General features: G+C 73.2%; 18 protein-coding genes. 5 read left to right on the plus strand and 13 right to left on the minus strand.

The window, feature by feature from the left end:
- Window positions 1–349: 349 nt before the first annotated feature.
- The 5 genes from P1P75_RS27705 to P1P75_RS27725 form a co-directional block, all read right to left on the minus strand.
- Window positions 350–1,117, minus strand: coding sequence for a DUF72 domain-containing protein (locus P1P75_RS27705; protein WP_319260251.1), 768 nt, complete (start codon window positions 1,115–1,117; stop codon window positions 350–352).
- A 15-nt stretch (window positions 1,118–1,132) separates the two neighbouring features.
- On the minus strand, window positions 1,133–2,227 hold the full coding sequence (locus P1P75_RS27710; RefSeq protein ID WP_319260254.1) for a DUF5925 domain-containing protein: 1,095 nt from the start codon (window positions 2,225–2,227) through the stop codon (window positions 1,133–1,135).
- A gap of 145 nt (window positions 2,228–2,372) precedes the next feature.
- The gene (locus P1P75_RS27715) at window positions 2,373–3,173 is read right to left on the minus strand and encodes a polysaccharide deacetylase family protein (RefSeq protein WP_319260256.1); all 801 of its coding nucleotides are present in this window, start codon (window positions 3,171–3,173) and stop codon (window positions 2,373–2,375) included.
- Entirely contained in the window at window positions 3,170–4,174 is a 1,005-nt protein-coding gene (locus P1P75_RS27720; protein ID WP_319260295.1) for a glycosyltransferase family 2 protein, read from the minus strand. Before P1P75_RS27720 ends, P1P75_RS27715 begins: the two co-directional genes overlap by 4 nt.
- 119 nt (window positions 4,175–4,293) lie before the next feature.
- Window positions 4,294–5,124, minus strand: a complete 831-nt coding sequence (locus P1P75_RS27725) for a glycosyltransferase family 2 protein (protein WP_319260258.1) — start codon at window positions 5,122–5,124, stop codon at window positions 4,294–4,296.
- A gap of 650 nt (window positions 5,125–5,774) precedes the next feature.
- Here P1P75_RS27725 and P1P75_RS27730 point away from each other — a divergent pair.
- Entirely contained in the window at window positions 5,775–6,581 is an 807-nt protein-coding gene (locus tag P1P75_RS27730; protein ID WP_319260262.1) for an SGNH/GDSL hydrolase family protein, read from the plus strand.
- A gap of 4 nt (window positions 6,582–6,585) precedes the next feature.
- Here the strand turns inward: P1P75_RS27730 and P1P75_RS27735 are convergent, their stop codons facing one another.
- The 4 genes from P1P75_RS27735 to P1P75_RS27750 all read right to left on the minus strand — a co-directional run bounded on the left by P1P75_RS27735 (window position 6,586) and on the right by P1P75_RS27750 (window position 13,314).
- The gene (locus P1P75_RS27735; RefSeq protein WP_319260265.1) at window positions 6,586–8,208 is read right to left on the minus strand and encodes a serine/threonine-protein kinase; all 1,623 of its coding nucleotides are present in this window, start codon (window positions 8,206–8,208) and stop codon (window positions 6,586–6,588) included.
- A 51-nt stretch (window positions 8,209–8,259) separates the two neighbouring features.
- Window positions 8,260–9,876, minus strand: a complete 1,617-nt coding sequence (locus P1P75_RS27740) for a nickel transporter (protein ID WP_319260267.1) — start codon at window positions 9,874–9,876, stop codon at window positions 8,260–8,262.
- Window positions 9,873–11,573 (minus strand): tetratricopeptide repeat protein, encoded by a 1,701-nt coding sequence (locus tag P1P75_RS27745; protein WP_319260270.1) that lies wholly within the window; start codon window positions 11,571–11,573, stop codon window positions 9,873–9,875. The genes P1P75_RS27740 and P1P75_RS27745 overlap by 4 nt, the downstream gene beginning before the upstream one ends.
- 187 nt (window positions 11,574–11,760) lie before the next feature.
- A complete protein-coding gene (locus P1P75_RS27750) occupies window positions 11,761–13,314 on the minus strand; it encodes a DUF4331 domain-containing protein (protein ID WP_319260273.1) in 1,554 nt (517 codons plus the stop codon).
- Window positions 13,315–13,519: 205 nt separating this feature from the next.
- Between P1P75_RS27750 and P1P75_RS27755 the strand changes: the two genes are divergently transcribed.
- The 3 genes from P1P75_RS27755 to P1P75_RS27765 all read left to right on the plus strand — a co-directional run bounded on the left by P1P75_RS27755 (window position 13,520) and on the right by P1P75_RS27765 (window position 15,287).
- Complete coding sequence (locus P1P75_RS27755; RefSeq protein WP_319260275.1) at window positions 13,520–14,062, plus strand: sigma-70 family RNA polymerase sigma factor; 543 nt, start codon at window positions 13,520–13,522, stop codon at window positions 14,060–14,062.
- Complete coding sequence (locus P1P75_RS27760; RefSeq protein WP_319260277.1) at window positions 14,059–14,877, plus strand: anti-sigma factor; 819 nt, start codon at window positions 14,059–14,061, stop codon at window positions 14,875–14,877. Before P1P75_RS27755 ends, P1P75_RS27760 begins: the two co-directional genes overlap by 4 nt.
- Window positions 14,878–15,014: 137 nt before the next feature.
- On the plus strand, window positions 15,015–15,287 hold the full coding sequence (locus P1P75_RS27765) for a hypothetical protein (protein WP_319260280.1): 273 nt from the start codon (window positions 15,015–15,017) through the stop codon (window positions 15,285–15,287).
- 9 nt (window positions 15,288–15,296) lie between these two features.
- On the opposite strand, the gene P1P75_RS27770 is transcribed toward P1P75_RS27765, so the two are convergent.
- Genes P1P75_RS27770 through P1P75_RS27780 form a run of 3 tightly spaced genes read right to left on the minus strand, consistent with a single transcriptional unit; the run spans window position 15,297 to window position 18,316 of the window.
- Window positions 15,297–16,523, minus strand: a complete 1,227-nt coding sequence (locus P1P75_RS27770) for a CaiB/BaiF CoA-transferase family protein (RefSeq protein ID WP_319260281.1) — start codon at window positions 16,521–16,523, stop codon at window positions 15,297–15,299.
- 33 nt (window positions 16,524–16,556) lie between these two features.
- Window positions 16,557–17,339 (minus strand): ABC transporter permease, encoded by a 783-nt coding sequence (locus P1P75_RS27775; RefSeq protein ID WP_319260284.1) that lies wholly within the window; start codon window positions 17,337–17,339, stop codon window positions 16,557–16,559.
- On the minus strand, window positions 17,336–18,316 hold the full coding sequence (locus P1P75_RS27780) for an ATP-binding cassette domain-containing protein (RefSeq protein ID WP_319260286.1): 981 nt from the start codon (window positions 18,314–18,316) through the stop codon (window positions 17,336–17,338). Before P1P75_RS27780 ends, P1P75_RS27775 begins: the two co-directional genes overlap by 4 nt.
- 63 nt (window positions 18,317–18,379) lie before the next feature.
- Here P1P75_RS27780 and P1P75_RS27785 point away from each other — a divergent pair, with 63 nt between their 5' ends.
- Window positions 18,380–19,093, plus strand: coding sequence for a TetR/AcrR family transcriptional regulator (locus P1P75_RS27785; protein ID WP_319260289.1), 714 nt, complete (start codon window positions 18,380–18,382; stop codon window positions 19,091–19,093).
- Between the two features lie 14 nt (window positions 19,094–19,107).
- On the opposite strand, the gene P1P75_RS27790 is transcribed toward P1P75_RS27785, so the two are convergent.
- Window positions 19,108–19,545: type ISP restriction/modification enzyme (locus P1P75_RS27790; protein ID WP_319260292.1), on the minus strand; the 438-nt coding region annotated here is incomplete at its 5' end.

Consider the following 19,545-nt stretch of genomic DNA (forward strand, 5'->3'; position numbering starts at 1 on the left):
CGGTGGCCCGGTGGCCCGGTGGCCCGGTGGCCCGGTGGCCCGGTGGCCCGGTGGCCCGGTGGCCCGGTGGCCCGGTGGCCCGGTGGCCCGGTGGCCCGGTGGCCCGGTGGCCCGGACCTTCAGCCGTCCAGCCGTCCAGCCGTCCAGGCGTGCAGGCGCCCAGGCGCCCAGGCGTCCCGCTCCCGGTCGTGTGGCCGTCGGAGTCCGGTCCCGCAGCCGCAGCCGCAGCCGCAGCCGCCCAGCCGTCCCGCTCCGGCCGTGTGGCCCTCGGGGTCCGGACTCTCAGCCGTCCCGCTCCCGGTCGGGTGGCCCCCGGAGCCCGGTCCCTCAGCCGCAGCCGCCCAGCCCCTCACCCCGCCGCCACACTGACCGTCCGCGTAGGCCTCAGGCCCGCTCGTTCCGCGAGTCTTCCGAACAGGACCGCGTTCTCCACCGCCGCGCCGCCCGGGTCGTTGTTGAAGTAGGCGTACACGTCGGCGTCGGCCGGCCAGGTCGTGGCGATGCGGTCGATCCAGGTCTCCAGCGCGCGTCGGCCGTAGTGCGGCCAGGGCCGGGCGCGGCCCTGGTGGAAGCGGACGTAGCCCCAGCCGGCGGTCCGCCACAGCGGGGTGACCGGGCGGGAGTGGGCGTCGGCCCAGCACAGCGCGGCACCCCGGCGTTCCAGGACCGAGCGCACCCGCGGGGTCCACCAGGAGTCGTGGCGGGGTTCGACGGCGACGCGGCTGCCGGACGGGAAGCGGGCCAGGCAGGTGTCCAGCAGATCCGGGTCGGCGCGCAGGGTCGGCGGCAGCTGGAGCAGGACCGGGCCGAGACGGTCACCGAGCCCGGCCGCGTGACTCATCAGGCGCCCCACCGGCTCCTCGGGCTCCCGCAGCCGCTTGATGTGGGTGAGGTAGCGGCTCGCCTTGACCGCGACGACGAAGTCCTGCGGGACCCGCCCGGCCCAGGACGCGAAGGTCTCCCGCGAGGGCAGCCGGTAGAACGCGTTGTTGATCTCGACGGTGGCGAAGTGCGCCGTGTACTCCTCCAGCCACCGCCGCACGGGCACGTTGGCCGGGTACAGGACACCCTTCCAGTCCTTGTACTGCCACCCCGACGTGCCGACGAACAGGGTCATGCATCCATCAAAGCACTACAGGTAGAGCCCCGCGTCGACTCCGCCGCGCGGCTCCGGCAGCGAGGTCGGGGAGGTGCCCCGGCGCAGTGCGTACAGCTCGGCCAGGGTCGCGCCCTCGCGGCCGACGCCCTCCTCGGTGCCGAGCCAGTCCACCGATTCGCGGCGGGTCAGCGGGCCGACCTCGATCCGGGCCAGGCAGCGGCCGGGCCGCACGACCGCGGGGTGCAGCCGTTCCAGGTCCTCGTTGGTGGTCACCCCGACCAGCACGTTGCGTCCCTGGCCGAGCAGGCCGTCGGTGAGGTTGAGCAGCCGGGAGAGGGCCTGGCCGGCGGTGTGCTTGGCCTCGCCGCGGATCAGCTCGTCGCAGTCCTCCAGCAGGAGCAGCCGCCAGCGGCCCTTGCCGGGGCCGTCCTCCTCGCCGATCGCGATGTCCATCAGATAGCCGACGTCGGAGAACAGCCGCTCGGGGTCCAGGACGCAGTCGATCTGGCACCAGTCCCGCCAGGAGCGGGCCAGGGTGCGCAGTGCGGAGGTCTTGCCGGTGCCGGGCGGGCCGTGCAGCAGGAGCAGCCGGCCGGCGATGTTGTCGGGGGTGGTCCCCATCAGGTGGTCCATCGCCTCGGCGACGGGGGCCGTGTAGTTGGGGCGGATCTCGTCCCAGGTGCCCGCGGAGATCTGGCGGGTGGTGCGGTGCGGGCCGCGCCGCGGGGAGACGTACCAGAAGCCCATGGTCACGTTCTCCGGCTGGGGTTCGGGCTCGTCGGTCGCGCCGTCGGTCGCCTCGTCGAGGATCTTCGCGGCGAGTTCGGCGGTGGTCGCGGTGACGGTGACGTCCGCGCCGCGGTTCCAGCGGGAGACCAGCAGCGTCCAGCCGTCGCCCTCGGCGAGGGTGGCGCTGCGGTCGTCGTCGCGGGCGACGCGCAGCACGCGTGCGTGGGGCGGGACCAGGGTGACGCCGGAGCGGACGCGGTCGATGTTCACCGCGTGCGAGTACGGCTGCTCGCCCGTCGCGAAGCGGCCGAGGAACAGCGCGTCGACGACATCGGACGGGGAGTCGGAGTCGTCGACGTTGAGCCGCATCGGCAGGGCGTCGTGTGGGTGCGCGGACATGCCCGCCATGATCCGGCACCGGCGGCCCGTCTGCACCCGGTTTCCGCGGTGCGCGCCGGTGTGTCGGATCTGTCCGCCCGAGCGGTGCGCCGGGGGACGCGGCCGGGGTTCGCCCCGCCCGCGCGCCCCGTCGGCGCCCTGCGGTTCAGGCCAGCGCCCCGATCGCCCTGCGGTGGATCCGCCGGGTCCTGCGGACCACCGCGTACCCCTTGGTGAGGGCGCGGTCGAGCGCGAAGGTGCGGGCGACCGCGCGGCCGTCGAGCAGCCGCTCGAACTCCCCGGCGCCGGTGCCGCGCCGCACGGTGACCCGCCGCAGGGCGTACGGCCCCTGCGCGCGCCGGGCCAGCGCGTTGCCGACGGCGAGCGCCTGGGCGAACCCGTTCTCCCGTACGGCGGTGCGCACCCGTCTGCTGGAGTAGCCGTACGGGTAGGCGAACGACTCGGGCGGGGCGCCGAGTTCACCGGCGAGAAGGTCCCGGCAGCGGGTCAGCTCGGCGCGCAGCGCGCTGTCGCCGAGCTGGTCGAGCTGCGGGTGGGTGTGGCTGTGGCCGCCGATCTCGACGCCCGCGTCGGCCAGTTCGCGCACCTGCCGCCAGTCCAGCATGGTGTCGAGGCCGCCGCCGGTGTCGTACGCGCCCCGGAGCCAGCCGGTGGACACGAACAGGGTGGCCGGGAAGCCGTGCTCGGCCAGGGCGGGCAGGGCGTGGCGGTGCACGCCCTCGTAGCCGTCGTCGAAGGTGATCAGGACGGGCAGGGCGGGCAGCGGCCGGCCGTGGCGCCAGCGGGCCGCGAGGCCGGCGGTGGTGAGCGGGGTCATGCCCCGGTCGGCGATCAGCGCCATCTGCTCGGCGAACGCCTGCGGGGAGACGGACAGGGCACGGGTCGCGTCGTTCGGGTCGGCCGCGACCGCGTGGTACATGAGGACCGGGATCCGCGTCTCCGTCATGCGGCGGCCTCCCGGTCCGCCCCCGCGGGCGCGTCGAACCGTACGGCCGAGAACCTGGTCCCCTCGCGTCGCGCCCGCAGGCTGCCCACCGCATAGCCGCCGGCGGCCGTGAGCACCCCGGCGACGATGGCGCCCGCCCGCCGGGCTCCGCCGCGGCGGGCCAGCACCTGGTCGCGCAGCCCCCGGACCACCCCGGCCGGCAACACGCGTGTGGCGTAACGGCGTTCGGACTCCAGCCCCTTGCCGGCGCCGACACTGCGGGCGACAAGCGCCTTGGACAGGCCCTCGGCGTAGGTGCGGGTGCGGAAGTACGCGAACCGCTCGCGCGCCTCGGGCACCTTGTGGTGGATCACCGCGCGGTCGTCGACGAGCAGGATCGCGTCGGGTCTGGCGCGGCTGAGCCGGATGCACAGTTCGGTCTCCTCGCCGCCCAGCGGCCGTCTGTCGCCGTCGCGGCCGATGCCGGTGGCGAAGCCGCCCGCGAGGTCGAACGCCGCGCGCCGGAACGAGGCGTTGCCGCCGAGGATGTTGCGCACCCGGGTCAGGCCGGGCGCCAGGCCCCGGTAGGAGCAGCCCACCACCCAGTCGAACTCGTCGGGGAACCAGTCGGGCCGCCGCCCCGACGCCCACACCGGCTCGGTCCTGCCGCCCACGGCCATCACCAGCGGGTCGTCGTAGGCGGCGGCGAACCGGCGCAGCCAGTCGCGTTCGGCGACGGCGTCGTCGTCGAGGAAGGCGACGACCTCGCCGCGGGAGGCCGCGATGCCGGTGTTGCGGCCGGCCGACAGACCGCGCGGGCCCGCGTTCGGCAGCACCCTCACCCCGGTGACCTCCTTGTACTCCCTGGTCAGCCGGTCCAGGAGCACCGGGTTGTGGTCGACGACCAGCAGGGTCTCCAGAGCCGGCCGGCTCTGCGCGCGCACCGAGGAGACCGCCGCGAGGATGTCCTCCCAGCGGTCCTCGGTGTAGACGCAGACGACGACGGAGACACGGACGGTGATACCGGCGGGGACATCGGCTGCGATATCGGCGGTGATACCGGCGGGGACATCGGCTGCGATATCGGCGGGGCCATCGACGGCGCTGTCGGCGCGAGGGCCGGCCGAGGCTTCGCCCGTGCTCAAGACACCTCTCCCCGGCCCGAGTCGAGCATCCGCGAACGACGCCCTTCGCGCCGCAGCGCCCGCCGGTTGGACCGCTCGCCGATGATCACCCGCAGCACCCGCAGTCCGTCCCGTACGGCGCGCAGATTGCTGACCCCGTGGATGCGCAGGTACTCGTGGCTGGGGATCTCCTGCACCTTCAGCCCGGCCTTGACGACCCGGATGTTCATCAGGGTCTCGACCTCGAAGCCGGTGCAGTCCAGGTCGATCTTGTCCAGGCAGTGCCGCCAGAACGCGTTGTAGCCGTAGCACAGGTCGGTGTAGCGGGCGCCGAACTTGCGGTTGACGATGGCGCACAGGACGCCGTTGCCCAGCCGGCGGACGAAGGTCATGTCGTCGGTGCCGCCGCCGTTGGCGAAGCGGGAGCCCTTGGCGAAGTCCGCGCCCGAGACGAGGGCGCTGACGTACGACACGATCTCGCCGCCGTCGGCCGAGCCGTCCGCGTCGACCATCACGATGATGTCGCCGCTGCACGCCTCGAAGCCGGTGATCAGGGCGTCGCCCTTGCCCCGGCCCTGCTGTCCCACGACCTTGACGCCGGGCCACAGTTCACGCGCGACCGCGACGGTGTCGTCGGTGGAGTTGCCGTCGACCAGCACCACTTCGTGGATCCAGTCCGGCAGGCTCTTGAAGACGTACGGAAGGTTCTCGGCCTCGTTCATCGCAGGGATCACGACGCTCACCGGTGGCGTGATGGCCAGGTGAGAGGAGATGGGCCGGTACTGGCCGGCGGTCGACGGAGCCTGGCGGTCCTGGCCCGGTGTCGCCGGTTGAAGAACGGAACTCATGGGTCTGGTCCCTCTCGTCCGGTGGGCCGCCCACCCCCGGGCGGCCCGGATGTCAGTCCGGTTCGAAAGGGGGGTTGTTTTGTCACCCCGGCCGCACGGCACGACGGAAGACCTCTCCGCGGGCCCCGCGACTCGGCACGGCGGAAGACGACTCCGCGCACGCCGGGTGAGCTGGCAAAGCAGGCCGGACACCGCCTGAAGACGGCAGCCGACTGCGCGGCACGACCCGGTCGGCCATGTGCGGCCACCGGGCACGGCACCCCCCTACCGCGCCCCGCGCCGGAATCCATCGCGGTCCTCGAGCCCTCCCCTAGAGCCGCTTGCCGACGGTCCGATGCGGGTGAGATGTCTGACGGTATTGACCAATACACCTGTATGGCAAGACCTGGAACGAGGGCTCACCTTTTTGTTCGTTTGACCGTTACACAACGGCTCGTCCCGTTGTCGAGACGGACATTACTGATCAGGGGCCCGACCTACCCGCTCAGAACAAGGGTGCTGAAGAGCAGTCGACGAATTTGGCATGACCACGCAGCGCGGGCGGGGTGATTAATCACCCGACAGGCCGAAAAGACTTGGCATGGACACTTCCCGTCAACACGCGTCGTTGCTACGACGGTTGTGGCAGAGATCCTGCTAAGGGAGGTTCCATGAGACGTTCCCGAATTGCCGTATTCGTCAGCTCGATCCTCCTCGCCGCCGGCGCCGCCCTCACCGGGGCAGGCTCGGCGCAGGGAGCCCAACTTGCCGCGAACGGCGGCTATGTGGCCCTCGGCGACTCCTACTCCTCAGGCGTCGGAGCCGGCAGCTACGTCAGCTCCAGCGGCAACTGCAAGCGCAGCACGAAGGCGTTTCCGTACCTCTGGAACGCCGCACACGCCCCCAGCTCGTTCTCGTTCACCGCTTGCTCGGGCGCTCGAACGGGTGATGTTCTCGCCGGCCAGCTCGCCCCGCTCAACTCCTCCACCGGCCTGGTCTCCATCACCGTCGGCGGCAACGACGCCGGCTTCGCCGACGTCATGACCACCTGCGTCACCAGCTCCGACAGCACCTGCGTGAGCCGCATCAACACCGCCCGCGCCTACGTCGACTCCACACTCCCCGGCAAGCTCGACAGCGTCTACTCGGCGATCCGCGCCAAGGCACCCGCCGCCCGCGTCGTCGTCATCGGCTACCCCCGCTTCTACAAGCTCGGCACGACCTGCCTGGGCCTGTCCGGGACCAAGCGCATCGCCATCAACAACGCCTCCGACCACCTCAACACCGCCATCGCCAAGCGCGCCGCCGCCCACGGCTTCGCCTTCGGTGACGTCCGCACCACCTTCACCGGCCACGAGATCTGCTCCGGCAGCTCCTGGCTGCACAGCCTCAACTGGCTCAACATCGGCGAGTCCTACCACCCGACCGCCTCCGGTCAGTCGGGCGGCTACCTGCCGGTCCTCAACAGCGCCGCCTGAGCCGTCACTGAGAGGGTGACGCGGAGGGGGAGGCCTCGCCCGACGGGGCCTCCGTCTCACACGCCACCGAGAACGGCACCGAGTTCGACGTCGTACGGCCCGGCTCCCGCACCTCGACACCGATCGCGTTGCGGTACGTCCCGCTCTCGGCGTACGTCGTCACGGTCACCCGGTCCTGCCCCGACCTCCCGCCGCCCGCCGGAAGGTCCAGGGTCCTCCAGACGGAGTCCACGAGCTCACCTTCCTCCGACACCCACCGGTAGGACACCTGCGCGGGCAGCCGGCCCACCGTGAAGGTCGCCGTGAACGTCGGCGCCTGCCCGTCCGGCAGCGGACAGGAACCCGAGTAGTCCGTGTGCGAGCCGGTGACGGTGACCGCCACGGACTGCGGCGGAGCCTCACTCGTGGCGCTCGGACTCGGACTCGGACTCGCGCTCGGCGAGGGCCGCTCGCTCCCCGACGTCTCGCTCTCCCGCGGCGTCGCCGACGGAGTCACGCCCTGCGACTGGCTGTTGGCGACGTTCCCGTCGCCTCCGTCGCCCTTGCCCTCCTGGTCGAGCAGCGCGTACGTCAGCCCGCCGACCGCCAGTGCCAGCGCGGCCACGCCGGCGATCAGCACCCCGGCGGTACGCCGGTCGCGGCCGGGCCCGGTCCGGCCGGTGGCCCCCAGCGGATCCGACCAGGACGCGGCCGGATCGGGAACCGGCGCCGGAACCGGCTCGGTGCGCGACGTCGCGGGACGCCCGGCACCCGTCGGCGGATACGGCGACGCCGCCCGGAGCGTGCCGGGCCGGGAGGTCCCGCCCGAGGCGAGGACCCGCAGGTCCCGCTCGGCCACCTCGGCCGGCACCCGCTCGGCGGGATCCTTGCGCAGCAGCCCCTCGATCACGGGGGCGAGCTCGCCCGCCCGGCGCGGCGGCGGCAGCTCCTCGTCGACGATCGCGCGCAACGTGCTCAGCGGCGTGTCGTGCCGGAAGGGGGAGTTGCCCTCGACCGCCGCGTACAGCAGCACGCCCAGCGACCACAGGTCCGACTCGGGGCCCGGCGTGCGGCCCAGCGCCCGCTCCGGCGCCAGGAACTCGGGAGAGCCGATGACCTCGCCGGTCATGGTGATCGCCGAGGTGCCCTCGACGGAGGCGATGCCGAAGTCGGTGAGCACCACCCGGCCGTCGTTGGACATCAGCACGTTGGCCGGTTTCACGTCCCGGTGCAGCACGCCCACCTCGTGCGCCGCGCGCAGCGCGGCGAGCACCTCGGCACCGATGTGGGCGGCCTGGGCGGGCTCCAACGGGCCCTCGGCATCAAGCAGTTCGGCGAGCGAGATGCCGCGCACCAGCTCCATGACGATCCACGGCCGGCCGTCCTGCACGGCCACGTCGTACACCGTCACGACATTGCGGTTCGCGACCCGGGCCGCGGCCCAGGCCTCTCGCTCCAGCCGGGCGTACAACCGCTCGATGTCCGAGTCCGGCAGCCCGGCCGGGGCACGGACCTCCTTGACGGCGACCTCGCGGTGCAGCACCTCGTCCCGCGCCCGCCACACCGTGCCCATGCCGCCCTCGCCGAGCGGGGACAGCAGGCGGTAGCGGCCCGCGATCAGACGCTCACTGCCCGGTTCTCCGGTCACCGCGCACCCCGTTCCCCCTTCGCATCCAGGTCGATACCTCCCCAACGTAGCTCAGACCAGCACGGATGCGGCCCCCTTGAGCACCAGCCCGACCCCCAGGGCCACGACCACCAGCGCCGACCACAGAGGCAGGTTCCGGCGGACCAGCGCCACGGCCGGCCGGCCGGTCCAGCGCGGACCCCGGTCCAGCAGCCGGGCGGCGCCCGTGCCCAGCCTGACGACGGCGAACCCGGCTGCCGTCAGGGTGAGCGCCAGCCCGACCCCGTAGGCGACGACGAGCAGCAGCCCGAACCAGGCGTGCCCGAGCGCCGCCGCGCCGACCAGCACGACGACGGCGGAGGGGCTGGGGACCAGCCCCCCGGCGAAGCCGAGCAGGATCGTGCCACGCAGGGTCGGGGCGGTGGGGTGGGAGTGGGGCACACCGCCGTGGGTGTGCGTGTGGGTGTGCCCATGATCGTGACGGTGGTCGTGGTGGTCGTGGTGGTCGTGATCGTGGCGCTGATCGTGACGGTGGCCGTGGTCGTCGGCCTGGTGCACGTGCTCCGTGGGCGCGCCGACGAGGGCCAGCCGGCGGGCGGGCGGCTTCACCGGCTCGTGCGGGTGGGGGTGCGGGTGTCCGTGTCCGGGGCCGTGACCCCGCAGGTGCCAGGCACGTCGTACGAGGGTCGCGCCCGCGAACAGGACCAGGGCGCCGCTGGCCAGGCCCAGCCAGGCGACCACCGAGGGCGCGGCGGCCGAGCCGGCGGTGACCAGGAGACCGAGGGCGACCACGCCGAGGGTGTGGGTGACGGTGACCGACGCGGCCAGGGGCAGGACGTCCTTGAAGCGGGCCCGGTCGCCGCGCGCGGCCGCGGTCGCCGCCATCAGGGTCTTGCCGTGGCCCGGCGCGAGGGCGTGCATCGCGCCGAGCCCGACCGCGAGGACCAGAGCCAGCGCGGCGAAGCCGAAGGTGAGGTGCTGCCGGGCGACCAGGCTGTCCAGGGCCCGCGTCCAGCGGTCCGCGCCGCGCGGCAGCACGGACGCGGCGGGCGCGTCTTCGTCCTCCCCGGCGAGGGCCGGTCCGCCGGGCCGCACCCGCAGGGACGCGGCCGGGGTGTCGGCGGGGGAGGAAAGCAACTCGGCCGGATAGCCGGTGAGTTCGTCCGACACCGAGTCCTGCGGTACGTCGGAGTCGGTGAGCGTCATCCGGTCGCCGCGGGCGGTGATCTCACGCCAGCCGGGCCCGGAGGAGGCTCCCGCACTCCGGAAGGTGAGGGAGGCCGAGGCGTCCGCGGGCAGCGCGGCGGTCAGCCGGCACTCCACGCGCAGGGTGTCGAGCCCCGCCTGACCGGGCCGCAGGTCCGCCCTGGCGGCACCGGCCGCGAGGGCGACCGTACGGCCGTCGACGGTGAGGCGGCTGTCCTCGGCGGCCGTGACACACCGCTGCCGGGCCCACTCGGCCAGTCCGAGCCGCTCGACGTCCGGCTTCGCCTGGGTCGCCGGGATCTCGGCGAGGTCCTCGACATGGTTCACGCGCAGCTGCCCGGGAGCGGCCACGAGACCGTCGTAGCGGTTGACGGTGAAGTTGCCCAGGGGGTGCGCGCTCGCACTGGCGGAAGGTATCAGGGCGAGCGCGCACCCGGCCGTCAGGACGGCCGCGCAGGAGGCGAACACACGACGGAGCGTCACTTGGCCGCCTCCAGCGTCTTCAGTGCAGCACGGGCCTCGCGGGCGCCGAGGACCGAGAAGCCCGGGTTGAGCTTCAGGGCCGCCGTGAGGTGGGTGCGGGCGTCGTCCCGGTGACCCGTGGCGTGTTCGATCACGCCCCGGTGGTAGAGGAGGGCCGCGTTGCCGTAACCGCTTGCGGTGGCTTGCCGGGCGTAGGGGAGGGCCTCGTCGTCCTTGCCGTTGACGTGCAGGGCCCAGGCGAGGGCGTCCGCCGTGTGCACGGTCCGGCGGCGGTCCCACTCGGCGCGGGCCGCGCGCAGTGCCGCCGCCTTGTCGCCGTGGTCGGCTGCCGCGAGCGCGGTGTCGAGGTCGGCGTTGACGCCGTTGGCGCGGGCGAGCGCCGTCCAGGCGTCGACGAGCCGGTACTGGGCCTCGGCCTTCGCCGCGTCGCCCTCGCCGCCCCGGGCCTCGTACAGCTCGCCCAGCTCGACGAGCGGACCGGGCAGCGGGAAACGGGCGACCACGTTCTCCAGCCCCTGGATCGCCTCGGCCCGACGCCCGCTCGCCGCCTGGGCGCGGGCGCGGCCCTCCAGCGCCGGGAGGTAGTTCTCGTCGGCGGCGAGGGCGCGGGCGTAGTGGGTGAGGGCGGTGTCGTAGGTGCCCTGGTTCCAGGCGAGGTGCCCGAGCTGGGTGGCCACGTAGGCGATGTCGCCGGGCGTGGTCGAGGCGGCCAGGGCCTGGTCCAGGACCCGGCGGGCGGTGGTGACGTCGCCGCGCAGCTCGTGCACGTAGGCGTAACGGGTGAACACCGGTACGCCGGGCCGCCGTTCGTCGGCGGTGCGGGCGGCGGCGGACGCCTCCTCGTACCGGCCCAGCTCGACGAGCGCGTCGATACGGGAGCACAGGGCGCGTTCGTTGTAGGGGTTCTGCCTCAGGGCCCGGTCGGCGTGGGCGAGCGCGTCACCGAACTCGTGGCGGGCCGCGGCGAGCGCGGCCCGGCCGGCGAGGGCCTGGTCGTTGTCCGGGCGCAGGGCGAGGGAACGCTGGAGGGCCTGCTCGGCCTGCGGGTAGCGGGAGGGGTCGCCCTGGGTGCGCGCCTGCTCGACGTAGGCGAGGCCGAGGGTGGCCCAGCCGCCGAAGTCCCGGGGCTGGTCGCGCAGATGGGCCTGGAGCGAGGCGATGCCGGTGCTCAGGTCGGCGCCCGCGAGCAGTCCGGGGGAGAGGGCGGCGGCCGCGACGACCGGTGTCGCCCCGCCGTCCCGCACCGCGCCGAGCGCGATCGCCCCGGCGGTCAGGCCGACGGCCAGCATTGCGGCACAGGCCCCGAGCTGTACGGACCGCCGGCGGCGGCCCGCGGTGGCGACCCGGCGGACGGCGGCGACCCGGTCCTCGCCGGCTCCGGTCTCCTCGGTCCTCCCGGTCTCCCGGGTCTCTCCGGTCTCCGCGGGCTCTCCCGTTTCCCCAGGCTCTCCGGTCTCCGCGGGCTCTCCGGTCTCCCGGGCTTCCCCGGTTTCCGCCGTCTGCCCGGTCGCGCCGGTGGCCTCGGTGTGTTCGTTCTCGCCGGTCACCTCCGGGCGGTCCGTGGGCGGGCCCGCTGCCTCCCCGGGGGTTGCCCCGGGCGCTCCGCCGGACGCCGTTTCCGTCACCGGTGCGGTGGTCCCGGGCAGGGAGGCCGCCCGGTCACGCTCCGGTTCGCCGTCGTTCGTACGCGGGGCCATGCCCTCTCCTCGGTCGCCTGGTTCGGATCGTCCCGCGCACGTGCGTGGGGGTGGCGCGGCCCGCGCCGTGGGGGAGTACGCGGGCCGCACCGGTCGGTGGGGCGGGCTGGGGAGTGCAGGATTCTCCCCGGCCCGCCCGGACATGAGGGCCGTGCGAGGGCCTGTAGGGAACGGCCCCGGCAGGGGCCTAGCGGCCGCGGTACGCCCGTCGGCCGCCGCCGCCGCTCATCCGGCGCCACCACATCAGGCCGCCGCCGATGAGCAGGATGCCGGCCGCGCCGGCGCCCGCCGAGGTGGCGATCAGGGTGGTGTCGGTGCCGGTCGTGGTGCCCGCCGGCTGCAGTGCGTCGCCGAGCTGGTTGCGGACGTCGTTGCCCGTGCTGACGCCCTTGGCGAGCGGTCCGCGCGAGCCCTCGGTCGGCAGGGCGACGTAGGGGAAGGCCTTCTCGAAGGCCTTGTCGTTCTTGTCGACCGCGTCACCCAGGTCGTTCTTCGCGCCGAGGAGTTCGCCCTCGACGACCTGGAGCGAGGCGTCGATCACGTCGTCGGTGAGCCGACGCCCGTTCGGGAAGCCCGCGTTGTCGCCGTCCAGTACGCCCAGCCGCTTGGGAGAAGCGGTCGGCTTGATGGAGGTGTTGAGGCGCAACTGCTCCGAAGGCGTCACGTGCGGCGGCTGGTTGAGCCCCTTCACGCCCTTGAGGAACACGTCCACCAGGTCGTTGCGCGGCTCGGCGGGCGCCTTGATCTTGTAGATCGCCTCGATGAGCTTGGGCAGCTCCGGGTTGGTGACGTTCTTCAGGAACTGGCCGTCGTCCTTCGGCACGGACGCGTTGAACTTGTCCTTGTCCTTGATGGGGTTGACGACCTCGTTGACCAGCGGGCTGCCCAGCCGGGAGACCTGCGAGTGGTAGCCCTGCGCGTTACGGCGCTGGGTGGTCGACCAGATGCCCACGATCGGCTGGTGCTCGGACTCGGCGATCAGGTCCGTCGGCACCTGGAGTGCGATGGAGTTGACGTTGTAGCCCTTGAGCGTGTCGTTGCCGACCTCGGAGAGGTTCCCGCCGTACAGCAGGTCGAAGACGCGCAGGTCGAGGAAGAAGGGGTCGTCGGCCTGGCCGGCGAAGGTCTGCGAGCCGTTGGAGAGCTTGTAGACCGCCTGGCTGCGGAGCTTGGCGTAGTCCGGCATCGACGCCTTGCCGACGTTCGACGGTGCCACCGGCACGTCGTCCGCGAGCTTCGTCGTGTGGACGACCTTCTCCTTCCTGAGCTTGATCAGCTCGAGGTCGTACGTCTGCGTCACGTTCAGGTCGGGGTCGTCCAGGCTCTCGACCGCCCCCGTGTTGTACAGGAACGTCTTCTTGTTCTTCACATGCGTCTTGAAGGTGTAGCGGAAGACCAACTCGCCCTGAGCGTCACCGTTGTTGTCGATGCGGATGTCGTACTGGGCGTCCTCCGCGAACGGGAAGAAGTTCGGGCCGCCGGCCGGCTCCTCGAACGGGGTCCAGTTCGCGACGATCGTCGTCGTGTCCGGCTTGTCCGGGCTCACGAACGCGTACACGTCGGTGTTGTCGTACGCCGGGGTGCCCGAGATGAGCGGGGCCTCCCGGTGGCTGGAGGCGGCGGCCTCCCCCGGTTCCAGCGTGGCGACGCCGGCGGCTGCGAGCCCCCCGGCGGCCAGCGCACCGCATATGAGGGTCGCGACGCCCGTGCGTCCGGATCCGCTCCTGGAGATAGCTGTCATGCCGTCCGTCCTCAGTGCCAACTTTTCTGACGGACAGTGATACGGACCCGGAGGGCAGATTGGATTGGTCGGAAACCAAAAACTTTTTCTTTCCTGCTCACCCGCGTTTTGGCGACCTTGATCCGTACCACCTCCGGAGGTGTGTCCGTTGCGAGTGTCTGGTAGGACGGGACGGCCGGGATGCGGCCGTGGGGAGGGGGACCGGATGGAGGCGGACGAACTGCTGGTGCTCGTCGCGGGAGGCGACCAGAACGCCTTCGAGCGGCTCTACGGCCTCGTGTCCGGGCCGGTGTTCGGACTGGTGCGGCGCGTGGTGCGGGACCCGGCGCAGTCGGAGGAGGTCTCCCAGGAGGTACTGCTCGAACTCTGGCGCTCCGCAGGGAGGTTCGATCCCCGGCGCGGCAGCGCCCTGTCCTGGATCCTCACCCTCGCCCACCGCCGCGCCGTCGACCGGGTGCGCAGCGTCCGCGCCGCCGGCGAACGCGAGCAGCGCGAGGCGCAGCGCGCCCACCACCGGGCCTTCGACCAGGTGACCGAGGAGGTGGAGGCGGGCCTGGAACGCGAGTTGGTACGCCGCTGCCTGGACAAACTGACGGCCCTGCAACGCCAGTCCGTCACCCTCGCCTACTACGACGGCTACACCTACCGTGAGGTGGCAGAGCGGCTCTCGCTGCCGCTCGGCACGGTCAAGACCCGGATGCGCGACGGACTCACGCGGCTGCGCCACTGCCTGGGAGGTGCCGTATGAGCATCCTTGGATTCCTCCGCCGGGAGGATCTGCACTCGCTGGCCGCCCCCTACGCCCTCGACGCCCTCGACCCCGGCGAGCGGCGCCGCTTCGAGAGGCACCTGAGCGGCTGCGACCGCTGCACCGCCGAGGTGCGCGCCCTGTCCGAGGACGCCGTCCGGCTGGCCTGGTCGACGGCCGCGCCGGCTCCGGCCGCGATGCGCGACCGGGTCCTGGCCGCCGTACGGACGACGCCGCAGGAGCCCGCACGTGAGCCGATGCGGGAGCACGCGCCTCAACTGCCGCCGCATGTCTGGGGCACACAGCCACCGCCCGGACGCTCCCGTGCGCCCCGGGCGCGCCGGCCCCTGTTCGTGCCGTTCGCCACGGCGACGGCCGCCGCCGCCCTCGTCGTCGCCTCCCTGTTCGCGGTCCAGGCCGGCCGCACCCAGGACCGGCTGGACGCCGAGCGGGCTCAGGCACGTGAGATCGCCCACGTTCTCGCAGCTCCCGACGCCCGGGTGAGCACCGGCAAGGACGCGCGGGGCCGCACGATCGGAGTGATCGCCTCCGCCGGGGCGGGGGAGGCGGTCGTCACGCTGAGCGGATACGACGGGCTCCCCGGCGGGCAGGTGCACCAGCTGTGGGTCATGCGCCCCGACGCGCGACCGCGCTCCCTGGGCCTCTTCGACGACGACACGCCCTTGGTCGCCACGGGACTCGATCCCTCGTCGGCATCACTCGCTGTGACCGTCGAACCCGACGGAGGGTCACTGCAGCCCACTACACAGCCGGTTGTCCAACTCACCCTGAAATCACTCGGATTCGGAGAGTGACGGTTGAGGCGTCGTCCAGGGATCGTCAACCCCCTTACGGGGTAGGTGAATCCCGTGACCGCGATACATGTGTGCCTCGCCGGGACGATAGGGTTACCCTGCCCGTGCCGGGTGGACTCGTACGGGTGGGGAGTGACATGGAACAGATAGCAGTGCACACCAGGGCGAGGGTCCCTGCGATCACCTGCGGGAGCAACGCGACCAGTTCGCGGCTCGACCGCCATCTCTCGGTGCTGGCGGGTCCCGCCATACCCCAACGGGAGACGGTCGAGGCGACCTCCCTCATGCGCGAACTGACCTCGCGGGAGTCCGCCCACCGCAGCCCGCGGGGCGTCCGCGTCCGCCGTGTCTCGCTGTTCGCGCCACTGCGCCGGCTGCGCCGTTCGCTGTTCGGCAACAACAAGCACTGAGGCCCGCGCTCAGGCGGCCACACCGTCCCGACGCATCACTGCGATCTCCTCGTCCGTCATCCCCACGGCACGCAGCAGGGCTTCGGTGTGTTCCCCGAGCGCGGGCACGGCCCCCATCCGTGCCTCCATCCCGCCCGGCAGCGTGATCGGTGGCAGCAGCGCCCGCAGCGGACCGGCCGGCGAGTCCACCTCCCGCCACCGCTTCCGGGCCGCCAGCTGCGGATGGTCCGCCACCTCGTGCAGATCCCGCAGTCGTGCGCACGCGATGCCCGCCGCCTCCAGGCGCGCCAGCGCCTCGTCGGCCTCCAGCGCGCCCAGCGCCTTCGCCACCAGCGCGTCCGTACGCTCCCGGCCCGCGACCCGTGCCGCATTCGTGGCGTACGCCGGGTCGGTGCCCAACTCCGGCCGCTGCAGGACCCGTTCGGCGAGCCGCCGCCACTCCCGGTCGTTCTGCACCGACAGCAGCACGCGGCCGCCGTCGGACGTCGGATAGGCGTCGTAGGGCGCGATCACGGCGTGCGCGAGGCCGGTGCGCGCGGGGGCCGAACCGCCGTGCATCGCGTGGTGCAGCGGGTGCCCCATCCACTCGGCGAGCGCCTCCAGCATCGACACCTCCACCGGCCCGCCCCGCCCGGTCGTCCCGCGCCGCACCAGCGCCGCCAGCACCCCCGAGAAGGCGTACATGGCCGCCGCGATGTCCGCCGCCGGGACACCCGCCTTCACCGGCTGCGCGGGCGTCCCGGTCACCGACACCAGCCCCGCCTCGCACTGCACGAGCATGTCGTACGCCCGCTTGTCCGCGTACGGCCCCGACGCGCCGTAGCCCGAGATGTCGACCGCGATCAGCCGCGGGTGCGCCGCGCACAGGGTGGCCGCGTCCAGCCCGAGCCGGGCCGCCGCCCCCTGCGCGAGGTTCTGCACGAACACGTCCGCGTCGGCGATCAGCCGGCCTACGACGTCCAGGCCGCGCGGGTCCTTGAGGTCCAGCGCGATCGACTCCTTGCCGCGGTTGCACCACACGAAGTGCGAGGCGAGACCGCGGGCGGCGGTGTCGTAGCCGCGCGCGAAGTCGCCGCCGTCGATCCGCTCGACCTTGATCACCCGGGCGCCCAGGTCGGCCAGCTGCCGGGTGGCGAACGGGGCCGCCACGGCCTGCTCGACGGCGACGACGGTGAGCCCGTCGAGGGGGAGGGGCGAGGGCGGGGGCGGGGACGGAGGCGCGGGCTGCTGGTTCATGGGGTGGATCATGTCCCGCCCGGCCCCGGTCTGTCATGGCCGCGCGTACCGCCGCACGGCGAGCGGCGCGAACACCGCGATCAGCAGGGCGCACCAGGCCAGTGCCCCGGCCACCGGGTGCGCCACCGGCCAGGCGGCGCCCTCGGGCACCGGTGCGTTGCCGAACAGGTCCCGCAGGGCCGTCGTCACCGCGCTGATCGGGTTCCATTCGGCGAGGGTGCGCAGCCAGCCCGGCAGGCCGCCGGTCGGGATGTAGGCGTTGGACAGCAGCGGCAGCATGAAGGTCGCGCTGCCGAGCTGGCCGGCCGCCTCCTCGCTCCGGGACAGCAGCCCGAGGAAGATCCCGGTCCAGACGCAGGCGAACCGGAACAGGAGCAGCAGTCCCAGCGCGCCGGCCGCTGCGGGCGCCGTCCCTTCGACCCGCCAGCCCACCGCGAGACCGACCAGCAGGAACGGCACGGTCCCCACCGCGGTGACGAGAAGGTCGGCCACCGCCTGCCCCAGCGGCACCGCGGCCCGGCTGACCGGCAGCGTGCGCAGGCGGTCCGTCACGCCCCGGTGGACGTCCTGCGCGGCCTGGAACATGCCGGTCATGAGGCCGTTGGCGGCGGTCGCCACCAGCAGGCCCGGCACGAGGAAGGAGCGGTACTGCGCGCCCGGCATCGCCAGCGCGCTGCCGAAGACGTAGCCGAAGAAGAGCAGCATGGTGATCGGCATGGTCTGGGTGAGGATCACCAGGGCCGGGTTGTTGCGCACGCGCAGCAACTGGCGGCCCAGCATGGCGGAACCGTCGTGGGCGAGGGCGAGGGTGCTCATGCGGCCCTGCTTTCCCGAGCGGGTCGGACGTCGTGGTCGTCGGCGGGCCCGTCGTCCGTCAGACGCAGGAACACCTCGTCGAGGGTGGGCGGGCGGAGCGTGACGTCGAGCAACGGCACACCCGCCGCGTCGAGTTCGCGGACCAGCCGGGGCAGGGTGAGCGTGCTGTCGCGGGTGACCACACCGACGGCGGCCCGCTCGTGGTCGAACGACGGCTCGCCGCCCGTGAGCCGGTCGAGGACGCCCGCCGCCCGCGTCAGGGCGGCCGGATCCGCGACGACGGCCTCCGCGTAGGACCCGATCAGCGCCTTGAGGTGGCGGGGTGAGCCGGTCTGTGCGACGCGGCCCCGGTCCACCAGGGCGATGTCGTCGGCGAGCTGGTCGGCCTCCTCCAGGTACTGGGTGGTCAGCAGGACCGTCGTGCCCTCGTCGCGCAGCTCGCGGACGACGGCCCAGACCTCGCCCCGGCTCGCGGGGTCGAGGCCGGTGGTCGGCTCGTCGAGGAACAGCACCCGTGGGCGGCGGACCAGGCTCGCCGCGAGGTCCAGGCGCCGCCGCATCCCGCCCGAGTAGCCGGAAGCGGCGCGGTCGGCGGCCTCGGTCAGACCGAAGCGCTCCAGCAGTGCGTCGGTGCGCCCGGCGGGCCCGCGCACCCGGTGCAGCCGGGCGAACAGGCGCAGGTTCTGCCGGCCGGTGAGGTCACCGTCGACGGTCGTGTCCTGCCCGGTGACGCCGATGACACGCCGGACGGCCGCCGCCTCCCGGACGAGATCGTGCCCGGCGATCCGCGCCGACCCGCCGTCCGGCCGCAGCAGTGTCGTCAGCAGGCGTACGGCGGTCGTCTTGCCCGCCCCGTTGCGCCCGAGGACCCCGCAGACCGTGCCCTCGGGGACGGCGAGGTCGAGGCCCCGCAGGGCCCGCACCTGCCCGAATCGCTTCTCCAGACCCTCACTAAGTACGGCGTACGTAGTAGTCATGGCCTGACCATAGCGCACTACGTACGGTGTACGTAACTACGATGGTGGCCGAGGTGATGATCGATGGCTGGCCGATCGGCCGTACCGGAAGTGATCTGGGCCCGTCCCGAGCGGACGGGCCGGGGGCCGAAGCCGGCGTACACGCGGGCCGACATCGCGGCGGCGGCCGTGCGGCTCGCCGACGCGCGGGGGCTCGACGCGGTCTCCATGCGGCATGTCGCGGCCGAGCTGGGCTGCGGCACCATGTCGCTGTACAACTACGTCCCCCGCAAGGAGGACCTGCACGAGCTGATGGTCGACGCGGCCGGCGGCGAGCACGAGCTGTGGGAGCCGAGCGGCGACTGGCGGGCCGACATGATGCGGGTCGGACGGCAGACGCGCGAGCTGATGCACCGGCATCCGTGGCTGCCCCGGCTGATGTCCCCGGTCTACGGGTTCAGCCCGAACGCCCTGCGGTACCTGGAGCACTGCCTGGCCTGCCTGGACCCCCTGGACATGACGTACGGCATGAAGATGCAGCTCGTCGGCATGCTCAACGGGGTCGTGACGATGTACGTCTCCAACGAGCTGGCCACCGCCGAGCGGACGCGGTCGCTGCCGTGGTCGGCGGAGCAGGAGAACGCGGCGCGGATCGGCTACCTGGGGAGCCAGGTGGCCACGGGCGCCTATCCGCGGATGGCCGCGGCCTTCTCCGAGGACCCGGGGCCGATCGACCTGGAGGCCGTCTTCGTGTTCGCGCTGGAGAGGGTGCTGGACGCGTTCGCCCCCAGGGGCTGATCTCCCGAAAGCCCTTACAGAAGCGCCAACTGGCCCTCCGGGCCCTCCTCGTCCAGGGTCAGGACCGAGGCCGGGCGGCGGGCCCGGTGCGGCACCGGCAGTACGCCCGCCTCGCGCAGGTCGATCGCCGTGACGGGGTTGGGCACCTTCAACTCCTCCTGCTGCGGGCGCAGTTCCGCCAGCAGCGTCAACACCGTGATCAGTTCGAGGAGTTCGGAGGTCCAGGGCTGGGGCCAGGTCCGCGGGCGGACGGCGGACAGGGTGCCCGGCTCGCCGGAGACCGCCGTGCGGGCCGCGAACCACTCCTCCAGGACCCGCACTCCGCCCGCCTCGAAGTCCCAGGCCTGCGGGGGGACCGGGGAGATGCGGCCCTCGTCGAGGTGGAGGGCCTCCTCGTCGCGGTCGTAGCGGACGGTCCGGGGCAGGGCGGGGAGCGGGGCGCGGACGTAGGG

It is taken from the genome of Streptomyces sp. ID05-39B, from assembly GCF_033794725.1.
Classification (GTDB): domain Bacteria; phylum Actinomycetota; class Actinomycetes; order Streptomycetales; family Streptomycetaceae; genus Streptomyces; species Streptomyces bobili.